Annotated in this window: 15 protein-coding genes; 14 read left to right on the top strand and 1 reads right to left on the bottom strand. The window is 38.4% G+C overall.

What is annotated here, in order from left to right; all coding sequences use genetic code 11:
- The first annotated feature begins 34 nt into the window (after positions 1-34).
- Genes B9N66_RS07240 through rlmN form a run of 4 tightly spaced genes read left to right on the top strand, consistent with a single transcriptional unit; the run spans position 35 to position 5,884 of the window.
- A complete protein-coding gene (locus B9N66_RS07240) occupies positions 35-3,319 on the top strand; it encodes a DEAD/DEAH box helicase (protein WP_087580488.1) in 3,285 nt (1,094 codons plus the stop codon).
- Complete coding sequence (gene hisF, locus B9N66_RS07235; RefSeq protein ID WP_087580487.1) at positions 3,316-4,071, top strand: imidazole glycerol phosphate synthase subunit HisF; 756 nt, start codon at positions 3,316-3,318, stop codon at positions 4,069-4,071. The genes B9N66_RS07240 and hisF overlap by 4 nt, the downstream gene beginning before the upstream one ends.
- Positions 4,071-4,751 carry a purine-nucleoside phosphorylase gene (locus tag B9N66_RS07230; protein ID WP_087580486.1) on the top strand — a complete coding sequence of 227 codons (681 nt, stop codon included), beginning with the start codon at positions 4,071-4,073 and terminating at the stop codon, positions 4,749-4,751. The genes hisF and B9N66_RS07230 overlap by 1 nt, the downstream gene beginning before the upstream one ends.
- Positions 4,748-5,884: a 23S rRNA (adenine(2503)-C(2))-methyltransferase RlmN gene (rlmN, locus tag B9N66_RS07225; RefSeq protein WP_087580485.1), complete on the top strand. Its 1,137-nt coding sequence runs from the start codon at positions 4,748-4,750 to the stop codon at positions 5,882-5,884. The genes B9N66_RS07230 and rlmN overlap by 4 nt, the downstream gene beginning before the upstream one ends.
- A 274-nt stretch (positions 5,885-6,158) precedes the next feature.
- Here rlmN and B9N66_RS07220 read toward each other — a convergent pair whose 3' ends face one another.
- Positions 6,159-7,073 (bottom strand): pseudouridine synthase family protein, encoded by a 915-nt coding sequence (locus B9N66_RS07220; RefSeq protein ID WP_087580484.1) that lies wholly within the window; start codon positions 7,071-7,073, stop codon positions 6,159-6,161.
- A gap of 187 nt (positions 7,074-7,260) precedes the next feature.
- Here B9N66_RS07220 and purB point away from each other — a divergent pair, with 187 nt between their 5' ends.
- The 10 genes from purB to B9N66_RS07175 all read left to right on the top strand — a co-directional run bounded on the left by purB (position 7,261) and on the right by B9N66_RS07175 (position 20,047).
- Positions 7,261-8,592 carry an adenylosuccinate lyase gene (gene purB, locus B9N66_RS07215; protein WP_087580483.1) on the top strand — a complete coding sequence of 444 codons (1,332 nt, stop codon included), beginning with the start codon at positions 7,261-7,263 and terminating at the stop codon, positions 8,590-8,592.
- Positions 8,593-8,913: 321 nt separating this feature from the next.
- The gene (locus B9N66_RS07210; RefSeq protein WP_087580482.1) at positions 8,914-11,289 is read left to right on the top strand and encodes a ribonucleoside-diphosphate reductase subunit alpha; all 2,376 of its coding nucleotides are present in this window, start codon (positions 8,914-8,916) and stop codon (positions 11,287-11,289) included.
- Positions 11,290-11,345: 56 nt separating this feature from the next.
- Positions 11,346-12,461 carry a hypothetical protein gene (locus tag B9N66_RS07205; protein WP_087580481.1) on the top strand — a complete coding sequence of 372 codons (1,116 nt, stop codon included), beginning with the start codon at positions 11,346-11,348 and terminating at the stop codon, positions 12,459-12,461.
- Positions 12,462-12,851: 390 nt separating this feature from the next.
- The gene (locus tag B9N66_RS07200) at positions 12,852-14,954 is read left to right on the top strand and encodes a ribonucleoside triphosphate reductase (protein WP_087580480.1); all 2,103 of its coding nucleotides are present in this window, start codon (positions 12,852-12,854) and stop codon (positions 14,952-14,954) included.
- Between the two features lie 10 nt (positions 14,955-14,964).
- Entirely contained in the window at positions 14,965-15,135 is a 171-nt protein-coding gene (nrdD, locus tag B9N66_RS09600) for an anaerobic ribonucleoside-triphosphate reductase (RefSeq protein ID WP_021091903.1), read from the top strand.
- An 84-nt stretch (positions 15,136-15,219) separates the two neighbouring features.
- On the top strand, positions 15,220-15,894 hold the full coding sequence (locus B9N66_RS07195) for an anaerobic ribonucleoside-triphosphate reductase activating protein (RefSeq protein ID WP_087580479.1): 675 nt from the start codon (positions 15,220-15,222) through the stop codon (positions 15,892-15,894).
- A gap of 74 nt (positions 15,895-15,968) precedes the next feature.
- Complete coding sequence (locus B9N66_RS07190; protein ID WP_087580478.1) at positions 15,969-17,114, top strand: iron-containing alcohol dehydrogenase; 1,146 nt, start codon at positions 15,969-15,971, stop codon at positions 17,112-17,114.
- A 29-nt stretch (positions 17,115-17,143) separates the two neighbouring features.
- The gene (locus tag B9N66_RS07185) at positions 17,144-17,785 is read left to right on the top strand and encodes an NAD(P)H-binding protein (RefSeq protein WP_087580477.1); all 642 of its coding nucleotides are present in this window, start codon (positions 17,144-17,146) and stop codon (positions 17,783-17,785) included.
- On the top strand, positions 17,782-18,438 hold the full coding sequence (locus B9N66_RS07180) for an SDR family NAD(P)-dependent oxidoreductase (protein ID WP_257639803.1): 657 nt from the start codon (positions 17,782-17,784) through the stop codon (positions 18,436-18,438). Before B9N66_RS07185 ends, B9N66_RS07180 begins: the two co-directional genes overlap by 4 nt.
- Before the next feature lie 172 nt (positions 18,439-18,610).
- Positions 18,611-20,047, top strand: a complete 1,437-nt coding sequence (locus B9N66_RS07175) for a subtype B tannase (protein ID WP_087580476.1) — start codon at positions 18,611-18,613, stop codon at positions 20,045-20,047.
- Positions 20,048-20,051: the final 4 nt, after the last annotated feature.

Raw genomic sequence — 20,051 nt, 5'->3', positions numbered from 1 at the left:
TAATCACTAAATAATAACGAAATAGGGCATAAATTTGAGCAAAGCAAATACCTTAAAATACTTTTTATTATCACAATATTTAGAGCCAAAAACCTTAGACGAGCCAAAAAAGACAAATACGAAATTTAAAAAATCAATAGACCTTGAGATTGCAAATTTCGATGAGAAATTTCTACAAATTTTAAGAGCATTTGATTGCTCGCTTTTAAAAAATGGTATAGAAATTTCAATTTATGGTGGTATTTTTGAGACTGACTTGCTTGCCATTTATATCTCAAAGCTGGCAAAGGTGAAATTTGAAAAAGAGCAAATTTTAGATGAGCTACGATCTGAGCAAACGAGCTTTGAAAAGGCATTTTGTTATAAATTTAAGCTCGCTGGTGATTTGGTATTTTGTAAAGATGATCAAAATTTTGCTTTAAAAGATGTAGATTTAGATGATGATTTAACTCCGTTTTTTACACCAAGCTCATCTGATGATCTTTTCATCTCAACAGCTCCTTGGGCAATGGCTCGCCTAAATCATCTAAAAGAGATAAGCCAAAGCGACTTTAACAAAGAATGCGAGCACATAAAAGACAAGCTATCTATCTATAAAGAAAAAATGGAATTTGGTAAATATATAAAGCTTATAAACGATGAGCTAAAAAGTGCACTTAAAACACCATTTTGTAATGATTTTTTAAGGCTTGAAATAAAGATCATAAATCCAAATTTTAAAGAAAATGATAGCCTTTTAAATAGCTTTTTTATAGATGATATAAATTTGCTTATCAAATTTTACGAGTCAGGTAGGACGCACGAGCTAACGGATCAATTTTTAGACGAGGGCAGTGAGAATAAATTTGAGAGGCTTGATGTTAGAGATGGGCTAAACCAAAGGGCGGTTAGGGACTTTTTTAGGGCTGAACTCTACCCAAGATCGGCCTTTGCAAGTGATTACGCTTTAAATTTCTCGCAACAAATGGCGTTAAACAATATCATGGAGAAATTTAAAGAAGGAAGTGGTGGGATTTATAGTGTAAATGGCGCTCCAGGCACTGGAAAGACGACGCTTTTAAAGGATGTGATGGCTGAGGTCGTGACGCTTAGGGCGATAAAGCTCGCGCAAATGAGCAGGCATGATATTTTTGAGCCAGTTTATGACAGCGACAAAAAAGTGCTTTATTTTAAGCTAAATGACGAGCTGCAAGGCTACGAGATGGTCGTTAGCTCTTGTAATAACGGTGCGGTTGAGATTTTGAGCAAGGAGCTAAGCCAGCTAAAGAGCATAGGGGGCTATGCGGGCGAGATTGATTATTTTAAATTTATAGCCACGAGGCTACTCTCTGCTGATGAAAAGACTAAATTTGGTGAAAAGTCATTTATATCAAAGCCAGCTTGGGGACTGTTTTGTGTGGCGCTTGGTTCAAAACAAAACAAGTCAAATTTTGTTTTTAATGCGATTAATGGCGTAAAGATCGAAAAAACACATAGTCAGTTTGAAGATATTTCAAAAGAATTTAAAGAATTTATAGAACGAGATGGCTTTTTAATGGGGCTTGGCAAATACTTGGCTACCGGCGAAGGAGTTGATGATTTTGACGAGGCGAAGGAGAAATTTAATCAAGCCCTACATGAAGTAAATCTACTTTTTAGTGAGATCAGGATCAAAGAAGAGGAGCTAAAAAGTATAAATAGCGAGCTTATAAATATTGATAAAAGACTTGATAACTATAATTCAGCAAGGCAAATAGACGAGCTTTTAAAGCCACTAATAGATGAACTGGATTTGAGCAAAAATGAGCTAGAGCAAAAGGCTACGGAAGCTAACGAGCTAACAAAGCTTATCGGACAAAATGAAATTTTACAAGAGTATCTGAGTGCGCCTATAAAGCCATCATTTTTTATTTTCCAGCAAATTTTAAAGACACAAGCTTTTGAAAAATATAACAATGAAGCGCAAAAAGTTAGTGAGATAAATTGCCAAATAGCTGAGCAAAATTTGAAAGCGAGCAAGCAAAATAGTGAAAGTAAAGAGAAGAATGAAGCAAAATTAAACGAACTAAAAGCTCAAATAACTCAGCTTGAAGAGAAAATTTTAGAACTTAATACCAAGATAGACCATCTCAACAAACTTAATGGTGACTTTATTAGACGTCAAAAATTAATTGGCAGAAGTGAAGAACTTGATAGCTTTTTAAACGGTAGCTTTAATCAGAGTAATGAAGAAATACAAAAGAGTATGCCATTTATGATAGAGCTTGGCGTAGATGAGAAATTTCATAAGACAAAGCTTTTTAACGCAAGAATCAAGCTTTTTAAAGAAGCGCTTAATCTGCATAAAGCCACTATCTTTGCTTGCAAAGAAGCTGTTAGAACAAATTTACGAGCTCTTAGCGTTGTATTTAATGATGAAAAAATGGCTGAGAAAAACGGGCTCGAGGCTAAAGATAGACGTGAAATAATAAAAGGATTATTTTTACTAACGCCAGTTGTTAGTTCTACTTTCGCATCTTTTAATAATACCTTTAAAGAGCTACTAAATGGCGATATAGGTTTGCTCTTAATAGATGAAGCAGGGCAGGCAAATTTAACTAACGTATTAGGCGCATTGCTTCGTTCAAACATGGCTGTTATAGTTGGTGATCCACTTCAACTTGAGCCCGTTGTAACATTACCGCCAGCTTTAAATAATGCTATTTTACGCTACTGCGATGCAAAGGATGAGTTTAATCTACTAAAATCATCAGTTCAACTTCGAGCCGATAAAGTACAAAATATTGGTACATATATAAAAGGAGAGGGTAAGTTCATTTGGGTTGGTTCGCCACTTATCGTTCATAGAAGGTGCGCCAACCCTATGTTTAAAATTTCAAACGAAACAACATATGATGATATGATGATACTTGGTAGAAATAGTGAAAGTAAACTTAGTGATCCTAATATCAAAACAGAATGGATTGATGTTAGTAGTGATGAATGGATAGGTAATTATAATAAAGCCGAAGGTATGATCGTTAAAGAGCTTTTAGATGGTAAGCTAGCCAAGCTAAAAGATGGTGTTAAAATAATAACACCTTTTAAAGATGTTTGTAAAAATTTAAAAGGGGCTGGTACCATTCACACTATGCAAGGCAAAGAAGCCGATGTTGTTATCTTTGTTCTTGGTGGTGCCACAAAAGGTGCTAGAGCATGGGCTGCTAGTACGCCAAATTTACTAAATGTAGCACTAACGAGAGCAAAAGAGGTTGTTTATATAGTTGGCAACCGAGAAAATTGGTCTAATTTGCCATATTTTGAGGTAGCAGCTAGAAAAATAGATAAAGGACAGATTTGAATCATTTTGCAAAACGCATAATCCCATGCCTTGATGTAAAAGATGGCAGAGTCGTAAAGGGTGTAAATTTCGTAGGGCTTGTCGATGCTGGAGATCCAGTCGAGATAGCTAAAAGATACAATGACGAGGGTGCTGATGAGCTTTGTTTTTTAGATATCACTGCCTCTCATCTTGGGCGTGATACGATAGTCGATGTCGTAAAAAAGGTCGCAAGTAAGCTTTTTATCCCACTAACAGTTGGCGGAGGCATACGCACGATCGATGATATCTCTCGCCTTTTAAATGCTGGCTGCGATAAAGTAAGCTTAAATTCATCAGCTATACAAGAGCCAAATTTGATTGATGAGGCAGCTAAGAAATTTGGCTCGCAATGTGTCGTAATTGCGATCGATACGAAGAAGATCGAAAATGGTTATAGTGTTTTTATAAATGGTGGCAGGATCGATACCAAAAAAGATGCCTTTTCTTGGGCAAAAGAGGTCGAGTCGCGTGGAGCAGGGGAGATATTGCTAACGTCCATGGACAATGACGGTGTCAAACAGGGCTTTAATCTGGAGCTAACAAAGATATTTAGTACGCTTTCTATACCAACTATCGCAAGTGGCGGCGCTGGTAAGATGGAGCACTTTAAAGATGCTTTTGAGGCTGGAGCCGATGCGTGTTTGGCTGCTTCGATATTTCACTTTGGAGAGATCGAGATAAAAAAGCTAAAAGAGTATCTCAAAACAAATGGCGTTGAGGTTAGGCTCTGATGTTAGTTATCTCTGCAGGAAAAAACGAAATCTTTGACTTTGCTTTACCAATGGGTGTGGGACTAGTTGATATGGCGATAAATTTGACAAAATTTTTGCAGAAACGAGCATGTATTGGAGCCGATGAAAAGGGTATAAATTTAAAAAATATCGATTCGTACTATCTTGCAAAGATCGAGGCTAAATTTGCAAACTCATCAAATCCAGAGCTACAAAGCCTAAGCCAAAATTTGTCAAAAAATCCTGAACGAAATTTGTATCAAATGCCAGAAAAAATAGTTTTCGTTGGCTCAGCTGGTCTTTATAAAGATGGTGAAATTTTACAAATTTATGAAAGCTCGATTGGGGCAAATGTTGAAATTTCTAGCGTAGAAAATAGATCTTACTCGCCTATCGAGTGTGAAATTTCTTCTATCGTTTCACGTGGAACTATCAAAATAAATTCGTCAAATTTCATAACTACAGACAAAAATTTGGCTCATAAGATGTTTGAAAAGGGTTATTTTTTAGAAAATATGGAGTTTTTTTCTGTTCTAAAAGTAGCTCAAATTTTTAAAATTCCAGCTTATGGAATTTTTGTAGCGACAAATTTTTGTAATAAAAATGCACATGCTGATTTTGTAAAAAATCACGCAGAGGCCAAGAAAATTCTAACAAAATATATAAAGGAAAATATGTGATAAATTTGCTTGATCTTAGTATTGATGAGCTAAAAGAGTTAGTTTCTCCACCATTTAGAGCAACACAAATATACGAGTGGATATATAAAAAAAATGCAACCGAATTTAGCCAGATGCTGAATTTGCCTAAAGATATGCGTCAAGATCTAGCTGAAAAATTTTATATTGATCCTTTAAAATGTGTAAAATTTGAGCAAAGTAGCGACGGCTCGATCAAGTATCTTTTTGAGCTAAAAGATGGGCTAAAGATAGAGAGCGTTTTGCTGCCGATGAAAGAGGAGATCAGCGACGAAGATGGTAAGATCAGTCGCCATGCTCGTTATACTGTTTGTGTTAGTTCGCAAGTCGGCTGTAAAATGGGCTGTGCTTTTTGCCTAACAGCAAAGGGCGGCCTTGTTAGAAATTTGACTGCTGGCGAGATTGTGGGACAAATTTTATGGATAAAAAGAGAGAATAAGATACCTTATGAAAGACGCATAAATGTCGTTTATATGGGTATGGGTGAGCCACTTGATAATCTTGCTAACGTTAGTAAAGCGATCAAAATTTTAGCACTTAATGAGGGTCTAGCCATATCGCCGCGTCGTCAAACCGTTTCAACTAGTGGACTTGGCAGCCAGATAAAAAAGCTTGGCGAGATGGATCTTGGGGTATTGCTAGCCATATCACTCCATGCTGTTACTAATGAGCTTAGAAGCCGTCTAATGCCGATAAATAAGGCGTATAATATCGAGGCTGTTATGGATGCTGTTAGGGGGTTTCCTATCGATATGCGAAAGCGTGTGATGTTTGAATATCTTGTTATCAAGGATTTAAACGATAGCGTGAGTGATGCTAAGAAGTTGGTAAAATTACTTCATGGTATAAAAGCGAAGATAAATCTTATATATTTTAACCCACATGAGGGCAGTGAATTTGGACGACCTGAGCTTACCAGCATGCTAAAATTTCAAGAATATCTAAGAGATCACGGTGTTACTTGCACGATCAGACAGAGTAAAGGCCTTGACATAAGTGCGGCTTGTGGGCAGTTAAAACAGCGAAATGAAAATGCAAAATTTAAAGCTATTTTCAGCGATAAAAATTTAAAAATACATTCGCTTGAAGATAATAGTAAAGCCAGTGTGAGTTAGAATGAGTGTACTTGATATAGCCGAAATAGTCTTTGTTGCTGTTGTGGTTTTACTCGGATTAGGACTTATTTTAAAAGTTTTAAAAGATGAAAAAGATAGGTATAAATTCTGAGCCTTAATATTAAGAAAAAATCTAGCTCTCATAAAGAAATAAAATAGAATACTAATTACATAAACTACAAAATTATCATTGTGGTATCTAAAAGCGATAAACTTTGGCAAAACGTAGGTAAGGGTTTATGAGAAATAGAAATTTATTAAAAAAATTTTTGGACTAAAGTAAACCTTCTTTTGCAAATCTATAAAACTCGCTTTCAGCGTCAAATTTACTTTTTATGGTGTAAAAAATTTCATCAAATTTAAAAGAAATTTTATCTGAGTGAAGCAAGAGTCTTTTTGCTCCAGTTAAATTTATCCGTTCACGCTCGCTCATCTCTTTATCTAAAATTTTCTCGATCTGCGGACGTGACAAACCATAAAGTGGTTCGCCAAGGATCTTGTGTTTCACATGAAACAAATGCAACCGAATTTGATGTTGCCTACCAGTGAGTGGGATAGCCTGAACCAAAGTCGTATCGATATCGTCAAAATACTTTATAGGCAAAATTTTAGTCACAGCACTCTTGCCATTTTCACAAATTTGCATTCGCATTTTCACATCGTCGTAGTTGTTCGCCAGATCCATCTTAGCATCGATCGTAAATTTTCGCTCGATCTTGCCTTGCACCATCGCGACGTAGCTTTTATAAACCTCTCTATTTTCAAAGATTTTCTTTAGTTTTATCGTAGATTTTCTATCTTTTCCCACGACTATTACGCCGCTTGTTTCAAAGTCCAGCCTATGCGCCACGCTCGCATCTCGCCCAAAAAGCGTGTAAATTTCATCATTTAGCGAGTATTCGCAGTGCCTGCCGTTTGGGTGGCTCAGCACCCCACTTGGCTTGTCAAAGACGGCAAAGCTCTCGCACTCAAAGATCGGCTTTAGTCCCTTTGGTGTCGCCTCATAGTCGATCAAAAATACATCACCAGACAAAATGGCATTTTTCTCGCTCACGACACTGCCGCCACAGATCAGCCTACCTTTGTCGATGAGGCGCTGGGTTTGGCTCATGCTAAAGCCGTTTTGCAGTAAAATTTCATAAGCTTTTTGGTAATCTGCAGTGGCGATAAATTTATTTACATAGGGCAAAAATGATCCTTTTGAAAAATGAGCGAGCTATATTAAGCCCAAATTTATAAGCGTATAACCGACATTTCAGCCCGGATTTTATATAATCAAAACTTAAATTTAGAGAAATTACATGACGTGATTTCTGGCTCAAAAAGCCAAATTTATACTTTCAGGACAAAAGCAAACTAATACAAAAGGTTCAACAATGGTCGAAAGATACTCACGTAAAGAGATGGCTGAAAAGTGGAGCATACAAGCAAAATACGATGCTTGGCTCAAGGTAGAAAAAGCTGCTGTTAAAGCTTGGAATAAGCTAGGTTTCATAAGCGACAGCGACTGTGAGAAAATTTGCAAAAATGCTAAATTTGAAGTGGCTCGTATTGACGAGATAGAAAAGACGACAAAGCACGACGTCATCGCATTTTTAACAAGCGTCAGCGAGAGCCTTGGCGAGGAGAGCAGGTTCGTACACTACGGCATGACTTCAAGTGACTGTATCGACACAGCCGTCGCACTTCAGATGAAAGAGAGCCTAGAGCTCATCATCAGCGACGTAGAGGAGTTCATGCAGGCGGTCAAAAACAGAGCAAACGAGCACAAGCACACGCTTATGGTCGGCAGAAGCCACGGCATCCACGGCGAGCCAATAACTTTTGGCCTTGTGCTTGCCATCTGGTACGATGAGATCGCAAGGGCACTAAAGCTCATCAAGGATGCAAAAGATACGATAAGTTACGGCAAACTCTCAGGCGCTATGGGAAATTTAGCCCACGCTCCGATGGAATTTGAAGAGCTAACATGCGAGGAGCTAGGTCTTAAGGCTGCCCCAGCGTCAAACCAAGTGATCCAGCGCGACCGCTACGCACATGTGGTAAGCGCCATCGCAGTTCTAGCTTCTACTTGTGAGAAGATCGCAGTTGCTATTAGGCATTACCAAAGGACTGAAGTTTACGAGGCAGAGGAGTATTTTAGCCCTGGACAAAAGGGCTCAAGCGCGATGCCGCATAAACGCAATCCAGTCCTTAGTGAAAACATCACCGGTCTTTGTAGAGTACTTCGCTCATACGTCACACCAGCTCTTGAAAATGTCGCCCTTTGGCACGAGCGCGACATCAGCCACAGCTCGGTCGAGAGATTTATCCTGCCAGATATGTTTGTCACGGCTGATTTTATGCTGGTTCGCATCAAAAATTTGATAGCAAATTTAGTCGTATATCCAGAAAATATGATGAAAAATTTAAATTTAACAGGCGGACTAGTCTTTTCACAGCGCGTGCTTTTACAACTGCCGCAGCGCGGAATCTCTAGAGAGGACGCATACAAGATCGTTCAGCGCAATGCCATGAAGGTCTGGGTAGACTTGCAAGAGGGCAAAAAAGCGATCGACGAGCAAGGTCACAGCCTATTTTTACAAAATTTGCTAAACGACGAGGACCTAACTAAGAGCCTTAGCAAAGATGAGATCAAAGAGTGCTTTGACTACAACTACTACACCAAAAACGTAGATAAAATTTTTGCTAGAGTCTTTGGCAAATAAATTTAAAAGCAAGGGGTAAAATTACCCCTCCCCCCCCTTTTTTTTTCTACAGCTACCGCAAAAAACTATAATGTTAATTACTAGCTAAGGAGATGGCATTTGCTTGCAAAAACATGTAAATTTGAGTGGCATAAATTTAGCGAAAAAGGCAATCCAAAACGTTATTATATTGCTTTGAGAATTTTAGATTAAAGCACTTGGCGAGCTTTACTTTTCTCATTTTGATAGTTAAATTTGTATTTAAAATAGTTTGCAGCAAAGAGAGTTTTTATCTCTTTTTGGATAAAATCCCACATTAAAATTTAACACGGAGAGATATTTTTGAAAGTTATAAAACGCAATGGAAGAACCGAAGAGCTTGATATAAGTAAGATTAAAAAATATACAAATGAAGCCGTTTTTGGCCTTAACAATGTAAGTCTTAGTGAACTTGAAGTAGACGCGAAAATCCAGTTTAGAGATATGATAACGACTGAGGAAATTCAGCAAACTCTTATAAAAACAGCAGTTGACAAGATTGACATCGATCGCCCAAATTGGACATTTGTCGCTGCGAGGCTATTTTTGTTCGACCTTTATCACAAAGTGACCGGCTTTAACGGCTACAATCACTTAAAAGATTACCTAGTAAAAGGCGAAAAAGTAGGCCGCATTATCCCGGGGCTAAAAGAGAAGTATGACCTAGAGGATCTAAACGCCTACATCAAACCAGAGCGAGACCTTCAGTTTGCATATCTTGGTATCAAAACACTTTATGACCGCTATCTTATCAAAGACAAGAATGGCATGCCAATCGAGCTTCCACAACATATGTTTATGGCGATCGCGATGTTTCTTGCGCAAAATGAGCTAGACAGCCAAGGCTGGGCTAAGAAATTTTACGACCTTATCTCTAAATTTGAAGTGATGCTAGCCACGCCAACGCTCTCAAATGCAAGGACTACACGCCACCAGCTAAGCAGCTGTTACGTAGGTAGCACGCCTGATAATATCGAGGGAATCTTTGATAGCTACAAAGAGATGGCATTACTTTCAAAATTTGGTGGCGGCATCGGCTGGGATTGGAGCAAGGTACGTGCGATGGGTGGCAGTATCGACGGACACAAAAACGCAGCTGGCGGCATCATTCCATTTTTAAAAGTGACAAACGACATCGCAGTAGCGGTCGATCAGCTAGGCACTAGAAAAGGTGCGATCGCTGTTTATATTGAGCCGTGGCACATGGACGTGAGTGATTTTCTTGATCTTCGTAAAAACTCAGGCGAGGAGAGACGTCGTGCGCACGAGCTATTCCCTGCGCTTTGGATAAACGACTTATTTATGAAGCGTGTCAAAGAAAATGGCCGCTGGAGCCTCTTTGACCCAGCTCAAGTGAGCGACCTTTGCGACCTTTACGGCGAGGAGTTTGAGAAGAGATACTTAGAGTATGAAAACGACGAAAATATACAGAAAAATACCATCCTTGCAAAAGAGCTTTGGAAGAAAATTTTAACTAGCTATTTTGAGACCGGCATGCCATTTTTATGCTTTAAAGACAATGCCAACAAAGCAAATCCAAACGACCACGAGGGCATCATCAGAAGCTCAAATTTATGCACCGAGATTTTCCAAAACACAGCGCCAAACTACTATAAGATCAAGATCACTTATGAAGATGGCAGCGAAGAGCTATTTGATGAAGAAGAAGACGTCACGGTCGATAGCGGCATAACTAAAAAAGCCAAAAAGCTTAGCGCGCTTGATAGCCTAAAAGGCAAGCAAATTTTTATCGTAGAAAAAGAAAGCATCGAGGGCAAAACGGCAGTTTGCAACCTCGCAAGTATAAATTTAAGTAAGATAAATAGCAAAGAGGACATCGAGCGTGTCGTGCCGATAGCTATCAGGATGCTTGATAACGTTATAGACCTAAATTTCTATCCACACAAAAAGGTAAAACACACAAACCTATCATCTCGTTCGATCGGCCTTGGCGTCATGGGCGAGGCGCAAATGCTAGCTGAGAAAAACGTAAAATGGGGCAGCTATGAGCATTTGGCGCTCATTGACAGCATAATGGAAAACATAAGCTATAACGCCATCTACGCTAGCTCAAATTTAGCCGTAGAAAAGGGTGTATATCCAAAATTTGAGGGCTCAAAATGGAGTAAAGGCATCATGCCGATAGACACCGCGAACGAGAACGCAAAAGCGCTTTTAAACGACAAAGGCGGGCTATTTGACGAAAATGTCTGTGACTGGGACAAGCTAAGAGAGAAAGTCAAACGTGACGGCATGAGAAACGGCTATCTAATGGCAATCGCTCCAACTAGCTCGATCTCGATCCTTGTTGGTACCACTCAGACTATCGAGCCAGTCTATAAACGCAAGTGGTTTGAGCACAACCTAAGCGGTATGATCCCAAATGTCGTGCCAAATTTAAGCCCAGATACTTGGCAGTTTTACACGCCAGCTTATGAGCTTGATCAGAGAATTTTGATAAAAGCAGGCGCGATCCGCCAAAAATGGATCGATCAAGGTCAAAGTCTAAATATCTTCATGAGCTTAGACAAAGCAAGCGGCGGATATCTAAGTGAAATTTACACGCTTGCATGGGAGCTTGGACTAAAATCAACCTACTATCTACGCTCTGAAAGCCCAGACAGCGAAAAGCTAAACGACGTAGCTGACCGCTCGATCGAGTGTGAGGGATGTCAGTAGAGAACTTTTTATAATAAGACATTTGATTTGTTTTCTTGTTTAGGAGTAAGAAAGCTATGAAAGTATGGCTATTATATTTTATAAAATGTATTTATAAAATTTTAAAAAATAAAGATACTTATTCTATTCTTGGTAATATTGCAACTATTATTGTTGCAATAACTGCCATATATGGGTATATTTATACAATTAAGCCAACATTTGAAATGAAAATGCTAGAAAAACAAGTAGCTACATTAAATGAAAAAGAACAAAATATTACTGTTGAAAATCAAAAAATTAGCAAAGAATTATTAAAGAAGTCAAATGAACTTAATTTGACTAATATTAGAATAGCTGAACTTAATAAGAAAGAAAACGATCTTAAAAACACCAATAATGCCTTAATTAAACAAATGGAAGAATATGAAAAAAATGTACAAGATTTAAGAAGTAAAGAACTGGTTTATAAACAAAATTTAATAGACTTAAAAAAATTATATACCAATACAACGATTGAATATATCTCCTATAAAAGCATGTTAACCGATTTATTTGATGATAGAAATGTATCTAATATTTTTAAAATAAAAAATATTAACAATATTGATCAAGATTTAAAAAAATCTCTGATATTGCCTATTGATAGAATAAAACAACAACTTAATAAATTATATGAATATTTAGGCAATGCTAAAAGTAGCTCAGAAAAAGATATTTATGAAGATATAATCAAAAGATATTTATCTAATATGAAAAAATATCAAGAAATCCTGTTTATTCAAGAACCTGATTATAAACTATGGAAAGATAGTTTTTTAAAAGCAATAGAGACAAAGCAAAAATTTGTAAATATATGTAAAAAAGATTATGAAAAAGAATTTATAGAAATTAACATAAAAAATAGTAATTGGAATGATAATGATTTAAAATATATGCGAGAAAGTGGTGAGATAACAAAAGCAGTAGAAAAACATAGCGATTGTGAAAGGAATATTAACTTTCATATAGAATATTTATTTTTTGAAAAATGGTTAGAAAATCAAAATATTATTTCAGACATAGGATTTGATATGTTGGATCTTGTATATGGAAAAATAGATATAAAACAGTTAAAATCTCATAAATTATTATCTCCACCAAGTGAAGCAGATATGGAAAAGTATATTCTGAGTATCTATAAAACTAAATAGTTGAATTGTTAATCTAATTAATATAATGAATTTAACAAAAGTAAATTAGTTGCCTCTATTAATTTTATCTAAATTTAAAAACGTATTAGCTAATGTAAATGTCTCTATCTATAAATTTCTGAGATTATACCCAAATAAGCTTGATTGACCTGCAAAATTCTAAATCTACTATTTTAAAAACTAAAACTAAAATAATTATTTAAGTAAAAGTAATCAAATTTTACTTTAAAATACTTAAAATACGCAAAAATATATTTAAGAAAACTTTCCAAAATTTTATATTTTTTGATAAATATTATTAAACAAAATAAAATAGTTATCTATTGTTTAAGCTTTCTTGTCCTATACTTTTAAACTTTATATTGAAAAATTTAGAAGAAAGAGCGAGTAATGCGTGAGATTTTGAAGAGAGATGGCACAAGACAAGAATTTGTAGCATATAAGATAGTAGATGCGATAAAAAAAGCATTTGCTAGCGAAAATTTAGCTTATGATGAGAAAGTTTTTACAAATGTTGTCCAAGATATCTTTCAAAAATCAAGCGCAATAACAGTCGAAGACATCCAAGATGCGATCGAAAAAGAGCTATTTAATAGCGGATATTTCGACGTTTTAAAGAGCTTTATGCTCTACCGCCACACTCATAAGCTCCAACGTGAGCAAATTTTAGGCCTAAATGACGATACGACTTACATAAATTCAACTCAAACGATAAATGAGTATATAAATGGTACCGACTGGAGAATTTCTGCAAACTCAAATACAAGCTACTCAAACGCAGGACTCATTAACAACACCGCTGGTAAAGTCATCGCAAACTACTGGCTAGACGCTGTTTATAGCAAAGAAGAGGGTCTTGCTCATAGAAATGGCGACTACCACATCCACGACCTTGACTGCCTTACAGGGTATTGTGCTGGCTGGAGCCTAAGGGCTTTGCTAAACGAGGGTTTTAACGGCGTTCGTGGTAGGGTCGAGAGCAAAGCGCCAAAGCACTTTAGAGAAGCACTTTATCAAATGGCAAATTTCTTAGGAATTTTGCAAAGCGAGTGGGCTGGCGCTCAAGCTTTTTCTAGCTTTGACACCTACCTTGCGCCTTATGTTTTCAAAGATGATCTAAGTGACGCTGAGATCAAAAAGGCGATCACTAGCTTTATTTTTAACTTAAACGTTCCTGCGCGCTGGGGACAAAGTCCATTTACAAACGTAACTATCGACATCACTTGCCCAAGCGACCTAAGAGATCAGATCCCAACGAGCGATGATATACACCTCTTTACAAATGTAAAAGATGAAAAAATTTTGAAAAAAGCAAACGGGCGTGGCAGAAAAAATTTGATCGATATGACCTACAAGGACTTCGAGCCTGAAATGGCACGCATAGATAAGGCATTTTACGAGGTTTTAACAGCTGGCGATAAGTGCTCGCAGCCTTTCACATTTCCTATACCAACGGTAAATATCACAGAGGATTTTGACTGGGATAGTGAAGTAGCGGATGTACTCTTTGAAAATACTGCCAAAATGGGCTCAAGCTACTTTCAAAATTTTATCGGCTCACAATACACTTATGACGAAAATGGCAATAAGATAGAAAACGAAAAAGCCTACAAACCAGGACATGTTCGCTCTATGTGCTGCCGTTTGCAACTTGATCTAAGAGAGCTTTTAAAACGAGGTGGTGGTCTTTTTGGTAGTGCTGAGATGACAGGCTCAATCGGCGTCGTCACTATAAATTTAGCTCGCCTAGGATACAACTTCAAAGGCGATAAAGTCGCACTTTATAACAGGCTTAGCTATCTTTTAGAACTTGCTAAATCAACACTTGAAAAGAAGCGTAAATTTATCCAAGAGATGTATGACAGAGGGCTTTATCCTTATACGGCTAGATATCTAAAGCACTTTAATAACCACTTTAGCACGATCGGTATAAATGGTATGAACGAACTTCTTAGAAATTTCACAAATGACAAAGAGAATATCTCAACAAAATTTGGACGTGATTTTGCTATTGAGATGGTTGAGTTTTTACGCGATAAGATAAGGACATTTCAAGAAGAAACTGGAAATTTATATAACCTTGAGGCAACACCAGCTGAAGGTACAACATACCGCTTTGCCAAAGAGGATAAAAAGCGCTATCCAGACATCATCCAAGCAGGTGGCGGGGAGAATATTTACTACACAAACTCAACCCAGCTTCCAGCAAATTTTACAGATGATGCTTACGAGGCACTTGATTTGCAAGATGATCTTCAGACTTCATACACTGGTGGCACAGTATTTCACCTTTATATGAAAGAAAGGATCAGCTCACCTAAAGCTTGCAAGGAGCTTGTAAAGAGCATAATCTCAAATTATAAGCTTCCATATATCACGATAACGCCAGTATTTAGCGTTTGTTCAAAGCATGGATACATTGCTGGAGAGCATGAATTTTGTCCGCTTTGTGATGCAGAATTAATAGAAAAAGAGAAAAACAATTCCAAATAAGGAGAGGAAAATGACAGAAAAAGAAATTTTAGAAAAAGTACAAGACAAACGCACAAAATGCGTAGTCTATACTCGTGTTATGGGTTATCATCGCCCAGTTGAGAGCTTTAACCTTGGTAAAAAAGGTGAGCATAAAGAGCGTATTAAATTTGATGAATACGCAAGTTGCTGCAAAAGATAATCACCGCAGCCAATAAAAACATAAAAACTCAAATAAAAAAGGCACAATCTTCTGTGCCTTTTAAATCTCAAAAGGTCCATAAATTTGCATAAAGTCTTTAGTATAACGCCATTTACTACGCTTGATTATCCAGACAAAGTGGCTGCGGTAGTTTGGTTTGCAGGCTGTAATATGCGATGCGTGTATTGCTACAATATAGAAGTTGTAAATTCAAATGGCAATATAGAAATGGATGAGGTTTGTAGCTTTTTAGACCGCCGTATAGGTAAGCTAAATGGCATCGTCTTTAGCGGTGGCGAATGCACAGCAAATCCTTTGTTTTTAAAACTTGCAAGAGAGGTTAAGTCAAGAAATTTTTGCCTAAAGGTCGATACAAATGGCTCTCATATTGAGATTTTAAAAGAGGCGATAGGCGAAGGGCTGATTGACTATATCGCACTTGATTTTAAAGCGCCAAAAGAGAAATTTGTTGGCGTAACTGGCTCAAATTTATATGAAAAATTTATTAGCACGCTAAAATATCTGCTTGAGATAAATTTTGATTTTGAAGTAAGAACAACCGTGCATGCAGATTTTTTAGATGAAGCAGATATTTCTTTGATGTCTGAAATTCTTTATAACCTTGGATATAGAGGCAATTATTATTTGCAAAAATTCCTTAGTACAGGTGAAAATTTTGGAAATTTAGTTGATGCTAAAAGTAGCTTTGATCCGAAAAAAATCATCTCAAAACTTCCTATCAAACTAAGAAATTTTTAAATTTCTACTCATTATTTTTAACAAAAATTTTTGCTTTGCAAAACTATAATCATTAAAACTAATAAGGAGAAACTATGCAAAATTTTAGCTTTTTAAACCCTACAAAAATAGAATTTGGCAAAGACAAAGAGCAAAATATCGGCAGATACATGAAAGAATTTGGCGTTAAAAAGACGCTTATCATCTATGGCAGCGATAGGATCAAACAAAATGGTCTTTTTGACCTAGCAGCAAAGAGCTTAAGTGCAAATGGTGTCGAGTTTTGCGATATAGGTGGCGTGAAGTCAAATCCAGTGTTAAGCAAGGTAAATGAGGCTATAAATTTAGCTAAAAAAGAGGGCGTCGATAGCGTGCTAGCCATAGGCGGTGGCTCGGTGCTTGATAGTGCCAAAGCCGTGGCTGCTGGAGTTAGATATAACGGCGATGTTTGGGACTTTTTTACTGGCAATTGCCCAAAAGAGGCGCTAATGATCTTTGACATCATAACGCTTGCTGCAACTGGCTCAGAGATGAACGGCGGCGCAGTCGTCACAAACGAAGCCACAAAAGAGAAATTTGCCATGCACGGCGCTTGTCTTTACCCAAAAGTGTCGGTGATAAACCCACTTCTTCAAGCAAGCGTTAGCAAGGAGTATTTGGTCTATTCGGCTTCAGACATCATTGCTCACAGCATAGAGGGCTACTTTACAGCGAGTATCCAGCCTGAGATCATAAATTTATATGTCGAAGCAAACATAAAAACCGTTATAAAAACGACAGAAATTTTACTAAAAGAGCCAGGTAATTACGATGCTAGAGGGGAGTTTGCTTGGGCTGCGACTATGGCGCTAAATGGCTTAACTTACGTTGGCACAGCCGGCTACTCATATCCAAATCACATGATCGAGCACGCCATAGGTGCGGTCGTGGACTGCGCGCATGGGGCTGGGCTAAGTGTGGTCATGCCAGCTTGGATGAAGTGGTATAAAAGTAGAAATTTAAAGGCATTTAAGCGCTTTAGCAAAGAAATTTTTGGCGTAGATGACGCAGACGTGGCCATAGAGAGGCTAAAAGAGTGGTTTAGCAAGATCGGCACACCAACAAGCCTAATTGAGATCGGCGTAGATGAGTCAAATTTAGACGAGATCATGGCGCTAGTTTATGACTACGCCAAGGGCAGGGGCTTGGAGCAAATTTATACAAAAGAGGCAATAAGTGAAATTTTTGCCTTAGCGAGATAGAATTTATCTAAATTTTACAAAGGAAAGATATGAAAAAGATCGCCCTTATAGCTGGAGCTAGCGGTGCTGTGGGAAGTGAAATTTTAAAAGATTTATGCGAGAGTGAGCACTATAGCAAGGTGGTTGCTCTCGTTAGGCATGAGCTAGAATTTACTCATGAAAAGCTTGAAGTAAAGATAGTAAATTTTGATGATTTTAAAGATGAGGTGCCGTTTATAGCTGATGACGTATTTTGCGCGCTTGGCACGACGATGAAGGCGGCAAAACACAAAGAGCAGTTTTATAAAGTCGATGTGACCTATCCGATAAATTTCGCTAAATTTGGCTTGGAGTGCGGTGCAAAACGCTTTGTCTTGCTCTCGGCTGCAGGGGCAAACAGAAAGTCAGGCTCGTTTTACCTAAAGGCAAAAGGTCAGGCAGAAGCGAAGATAAAAGAGCTTGGATATAGCTCATTTCATATCGCTAGGCTGCCACTTATCGAGGCTGAGAGAAAGGAATTTAGACTAGGTGAGTATTTGGTGATAAAGGCGTTTAAATTTATCCCAAAAGGCTTTTTTGACGAGTATCGTCCGATGAGAGCGGCTGATATCGCTAAAGTGATCGTGCAAGTAGCGCAAGATGACCACAGCGAGGGTATCAAAATTTATAGCCCTATGGAGTATGCTAAGTGAAAAGATACATCGCCATCACTGGAGCAAGCTCAGGCATAGGAGCGGCCGCGGCAAAGGCATTTGCAAGGCGCTGGGAGAATTTGATCCTTGTTGCAAGGCGTGGCGAGCTTTTAGAAGAGCTAAAAGGTGAGATAGCTAAATTTGCAAATGTTGATGTGGTTATAGAGCTTTGCGATCTCTCAAAGCAAGAAAATGCCATATCTCTTTGGCGTAATTTAGAAAAATTTGAGCTAAAAGCGCTTATAAACAACGCTGGCTTTGGCGGCTATAACAAGGTCGGCGAGCAAAATTTAGAAAAAATCACACAGATGATAAATTTAAATATCACTGCGCTTGTGACACTCTCAACGCTCTTTACGAAAAAGTATAAAGACAAAGATACACAGCTTATCAATATTTCCTCGATAGGTGGCTACAAGATCGTGCCAAACGCCGTCACATACTGCGCTAGCAAATTTTTCGTAAGTGCCTTTAGCGAGGGACTTTACCACGAGCTAGCACAGGATAAGCAGGCAAAAGTGCTAGCTCAAGCTGCCACAAAGACAGAATTTGGCATGGTAGCAACTAGCAAAGAGAGCTACGACTACGACAAAGTGTTTAAAAAGTACCACACGAGCGAGCAGATGGCGGAGTTTTTTGCTTCGCCTTTATGATAGCCATTACTGCGTTGGCTCGGTCGATAGAGATAGCTTTGAGTTTTCACTGCACCAGCCTAAATTTGACTATGCGGTCAAGTATGAGCCAAAAGATAACTAGGCGCTAAAGCCTTGGTAGCCTACGCCAAGACTAGTAAAGCAAAAGTAGGACAAAATAAAAAGGCAGATCATGAAATGCGTTAGAGTTGCTATTTTAGGGGTTTGTTTAGTAGGCGCTTGCTTTGGCGGCGAGCTTAAATTTGATGAAAACAAATTTGAGTTAAAAAGCGTGCAAGTTGGCGATAGGATGCTTAAATTTAGAGCCTATGAAGGCATAGTCTATGTGGCAAAGCCAGTTAGCGACTATCAGGTCTTAAATTTTTACGTGCCAGAGGGTAAATTTAGCGACCAAAAGGCAGCTATTTTTATGCCAAATGCGATTGGTGGCTACATGCCAGCAATGCCTTCAAAGCCAGAAATTCAAAACGAAAAGCCAAATGCCACCCTTGAAGCGCTTCTTAGAGGTTACGTCGTGGCTAGCGTTGGCGCTAGAGGCAGGACGCTAAAAGATGGTGAGCGCTTCATCGGCAAAGCCCCAGCCGCGATAGTCGATCTAAAAGCGGCCGTTAGATATCTTAAATTTAACGATAAATTTATGCCAGGCGACGCAAATAAGATCATCTCAAACGGCACGAGCGCAGGCGGCGCGATGTCGGCACTTTTAGGCGTTAGCACGGGGGCAAAAGAGTACGAGCCATATCTTGACGAGCTAGGTGCTGCAAAGGCGGACGATCAAATTTATGCCGTCTCAGCCTACTGCCCTGTTACAAATTTAGAGCATGAGGACGAGGCTTATGAGTGGATGTTTGGGGATCTGGATAAATTTGAAAGGATAGACTTTGCAAGCCTTGACGCGGCTAGCTTTAACGACAGGAGCAAAAAGCCAAAGATGATCACAGGTGAGCTAAACGCCACACAAAAAGAGCTCTCACGCGAGCTAAAGAGTAAATTTCCAGCCTATCTAAACTCGCTAAATTTAAAAGACGCCAAAGGCCACGCTCTAAGCCTTGATGAAAATGGCGAGGGTAGCTTCAAAGAGTATATAAACGTCCTCATTTCAAGGGCATTTACCGCTACAAAAAGCAGCGACAAAAACACGCTCACACCAAAATTTATAACTCTTGACACGCAAGGTTGCCAGCTTGGATATACCTTTAAATTTGAAGATTTTATCGCTTCTCTAAAACGTGCTAAAGCACCGGTTGCCTTTGACGGACTTGCACTGGAAAATCCTGAAAACGATCTATTCGGCGATAGCAAAATGCCTGCAAAGCACTTTACTAATTTTGCAAAAGAGCGAAGCGAGGGCGAGATGGCGGAGGCTAGCGTCATAAAGATGATGAATGCTATGAACTACGCTAAAAACAAAGAGGCGGCGAAATTTTACCGCATAAGACAGGGCACAAACGACACCGACTTAGCGCTTGCCGTGCCTGCTATGCTCGCACTATCGCTTAAAAATGCTGGCAAGGAGGTTGATTTTGAAGCAGTTTGGGGGCAAAGGCATGGCGGTGACTACGACCTTGATGAGCTTTTTGCTTGGATGAAAAGAGTTGAACAGAGATAAATTT

Origin of the sequence: Campylobacter concisus (genome assembly GCF_002165775.1) — a bacterium.
GTDB classification, from domain to species: Bacteria; Campylobacterota; Campylobacteria; order Campylobacterales; family Campylobacteraceae; genus Campylobacter_A; species Campylobacter_A concisus_E.
The sequence above is the reverse complement of the archived record's forward strand: the minus strand, read 5'-3'. Positions and strand labels throughout refer to the sequence as shown.

Coding starts and splice junctions, on each gene's coding strand:
- B9N66_RS07185 (WP_087580477.1), top strand. CDS start 17,144: ATGAAAAAGATCGCCCTTATAGCTGGAGCTAGCGGTGCTGTGGGAAGT.
- nrdD (WP_021091903.1), top strand. CDS start 14,965: ATGACAGAAAAAGAAATTTTAGAAAAAGTACAAGACAAACGCACAAAA.
- B9N66_RS07190 (WP_087580478.1), top strand. CDS start 15,969: ATGCAAAATTTTAGCTTTTTAAACCCTACAAAAATAGAATTTGGCAAA.
- B9N66_RS07175 (WP_087580476.1), top strand. CDS start 18,611: ATGAAATGCGTTAGAGTTGCTATTTTAGGGGTTTGTTTAGTAGGCGCT.
- B9N66_RS07230 (WP_087580486.1), top strand. CDS start 4,071: ATGTTAGTTATCTCTGCAGGAAAAAACGAAATCTTTGACTTTGCTTTA.
- B9N66_RS07200 (WP_087580480.1), top strand. CDS start 12,852: ATGCGTGAGATTTTGAAGAGAGATGGCACAAGACAAGAATTTGTAGCA.
- B9N66_RS07205 (WP_087580481.1), top strand. CDS start 11,346: ATGAAAGTATGGCTATTATATTTTATAAAATGTATTTATAAAATTTTA.
- purB (WP_087580483.1), top strand. CDS start 7,261: ATGGTCGAAAGATACTCACGTAAAGAGATGGCTGAAAAGTGGAGCATA.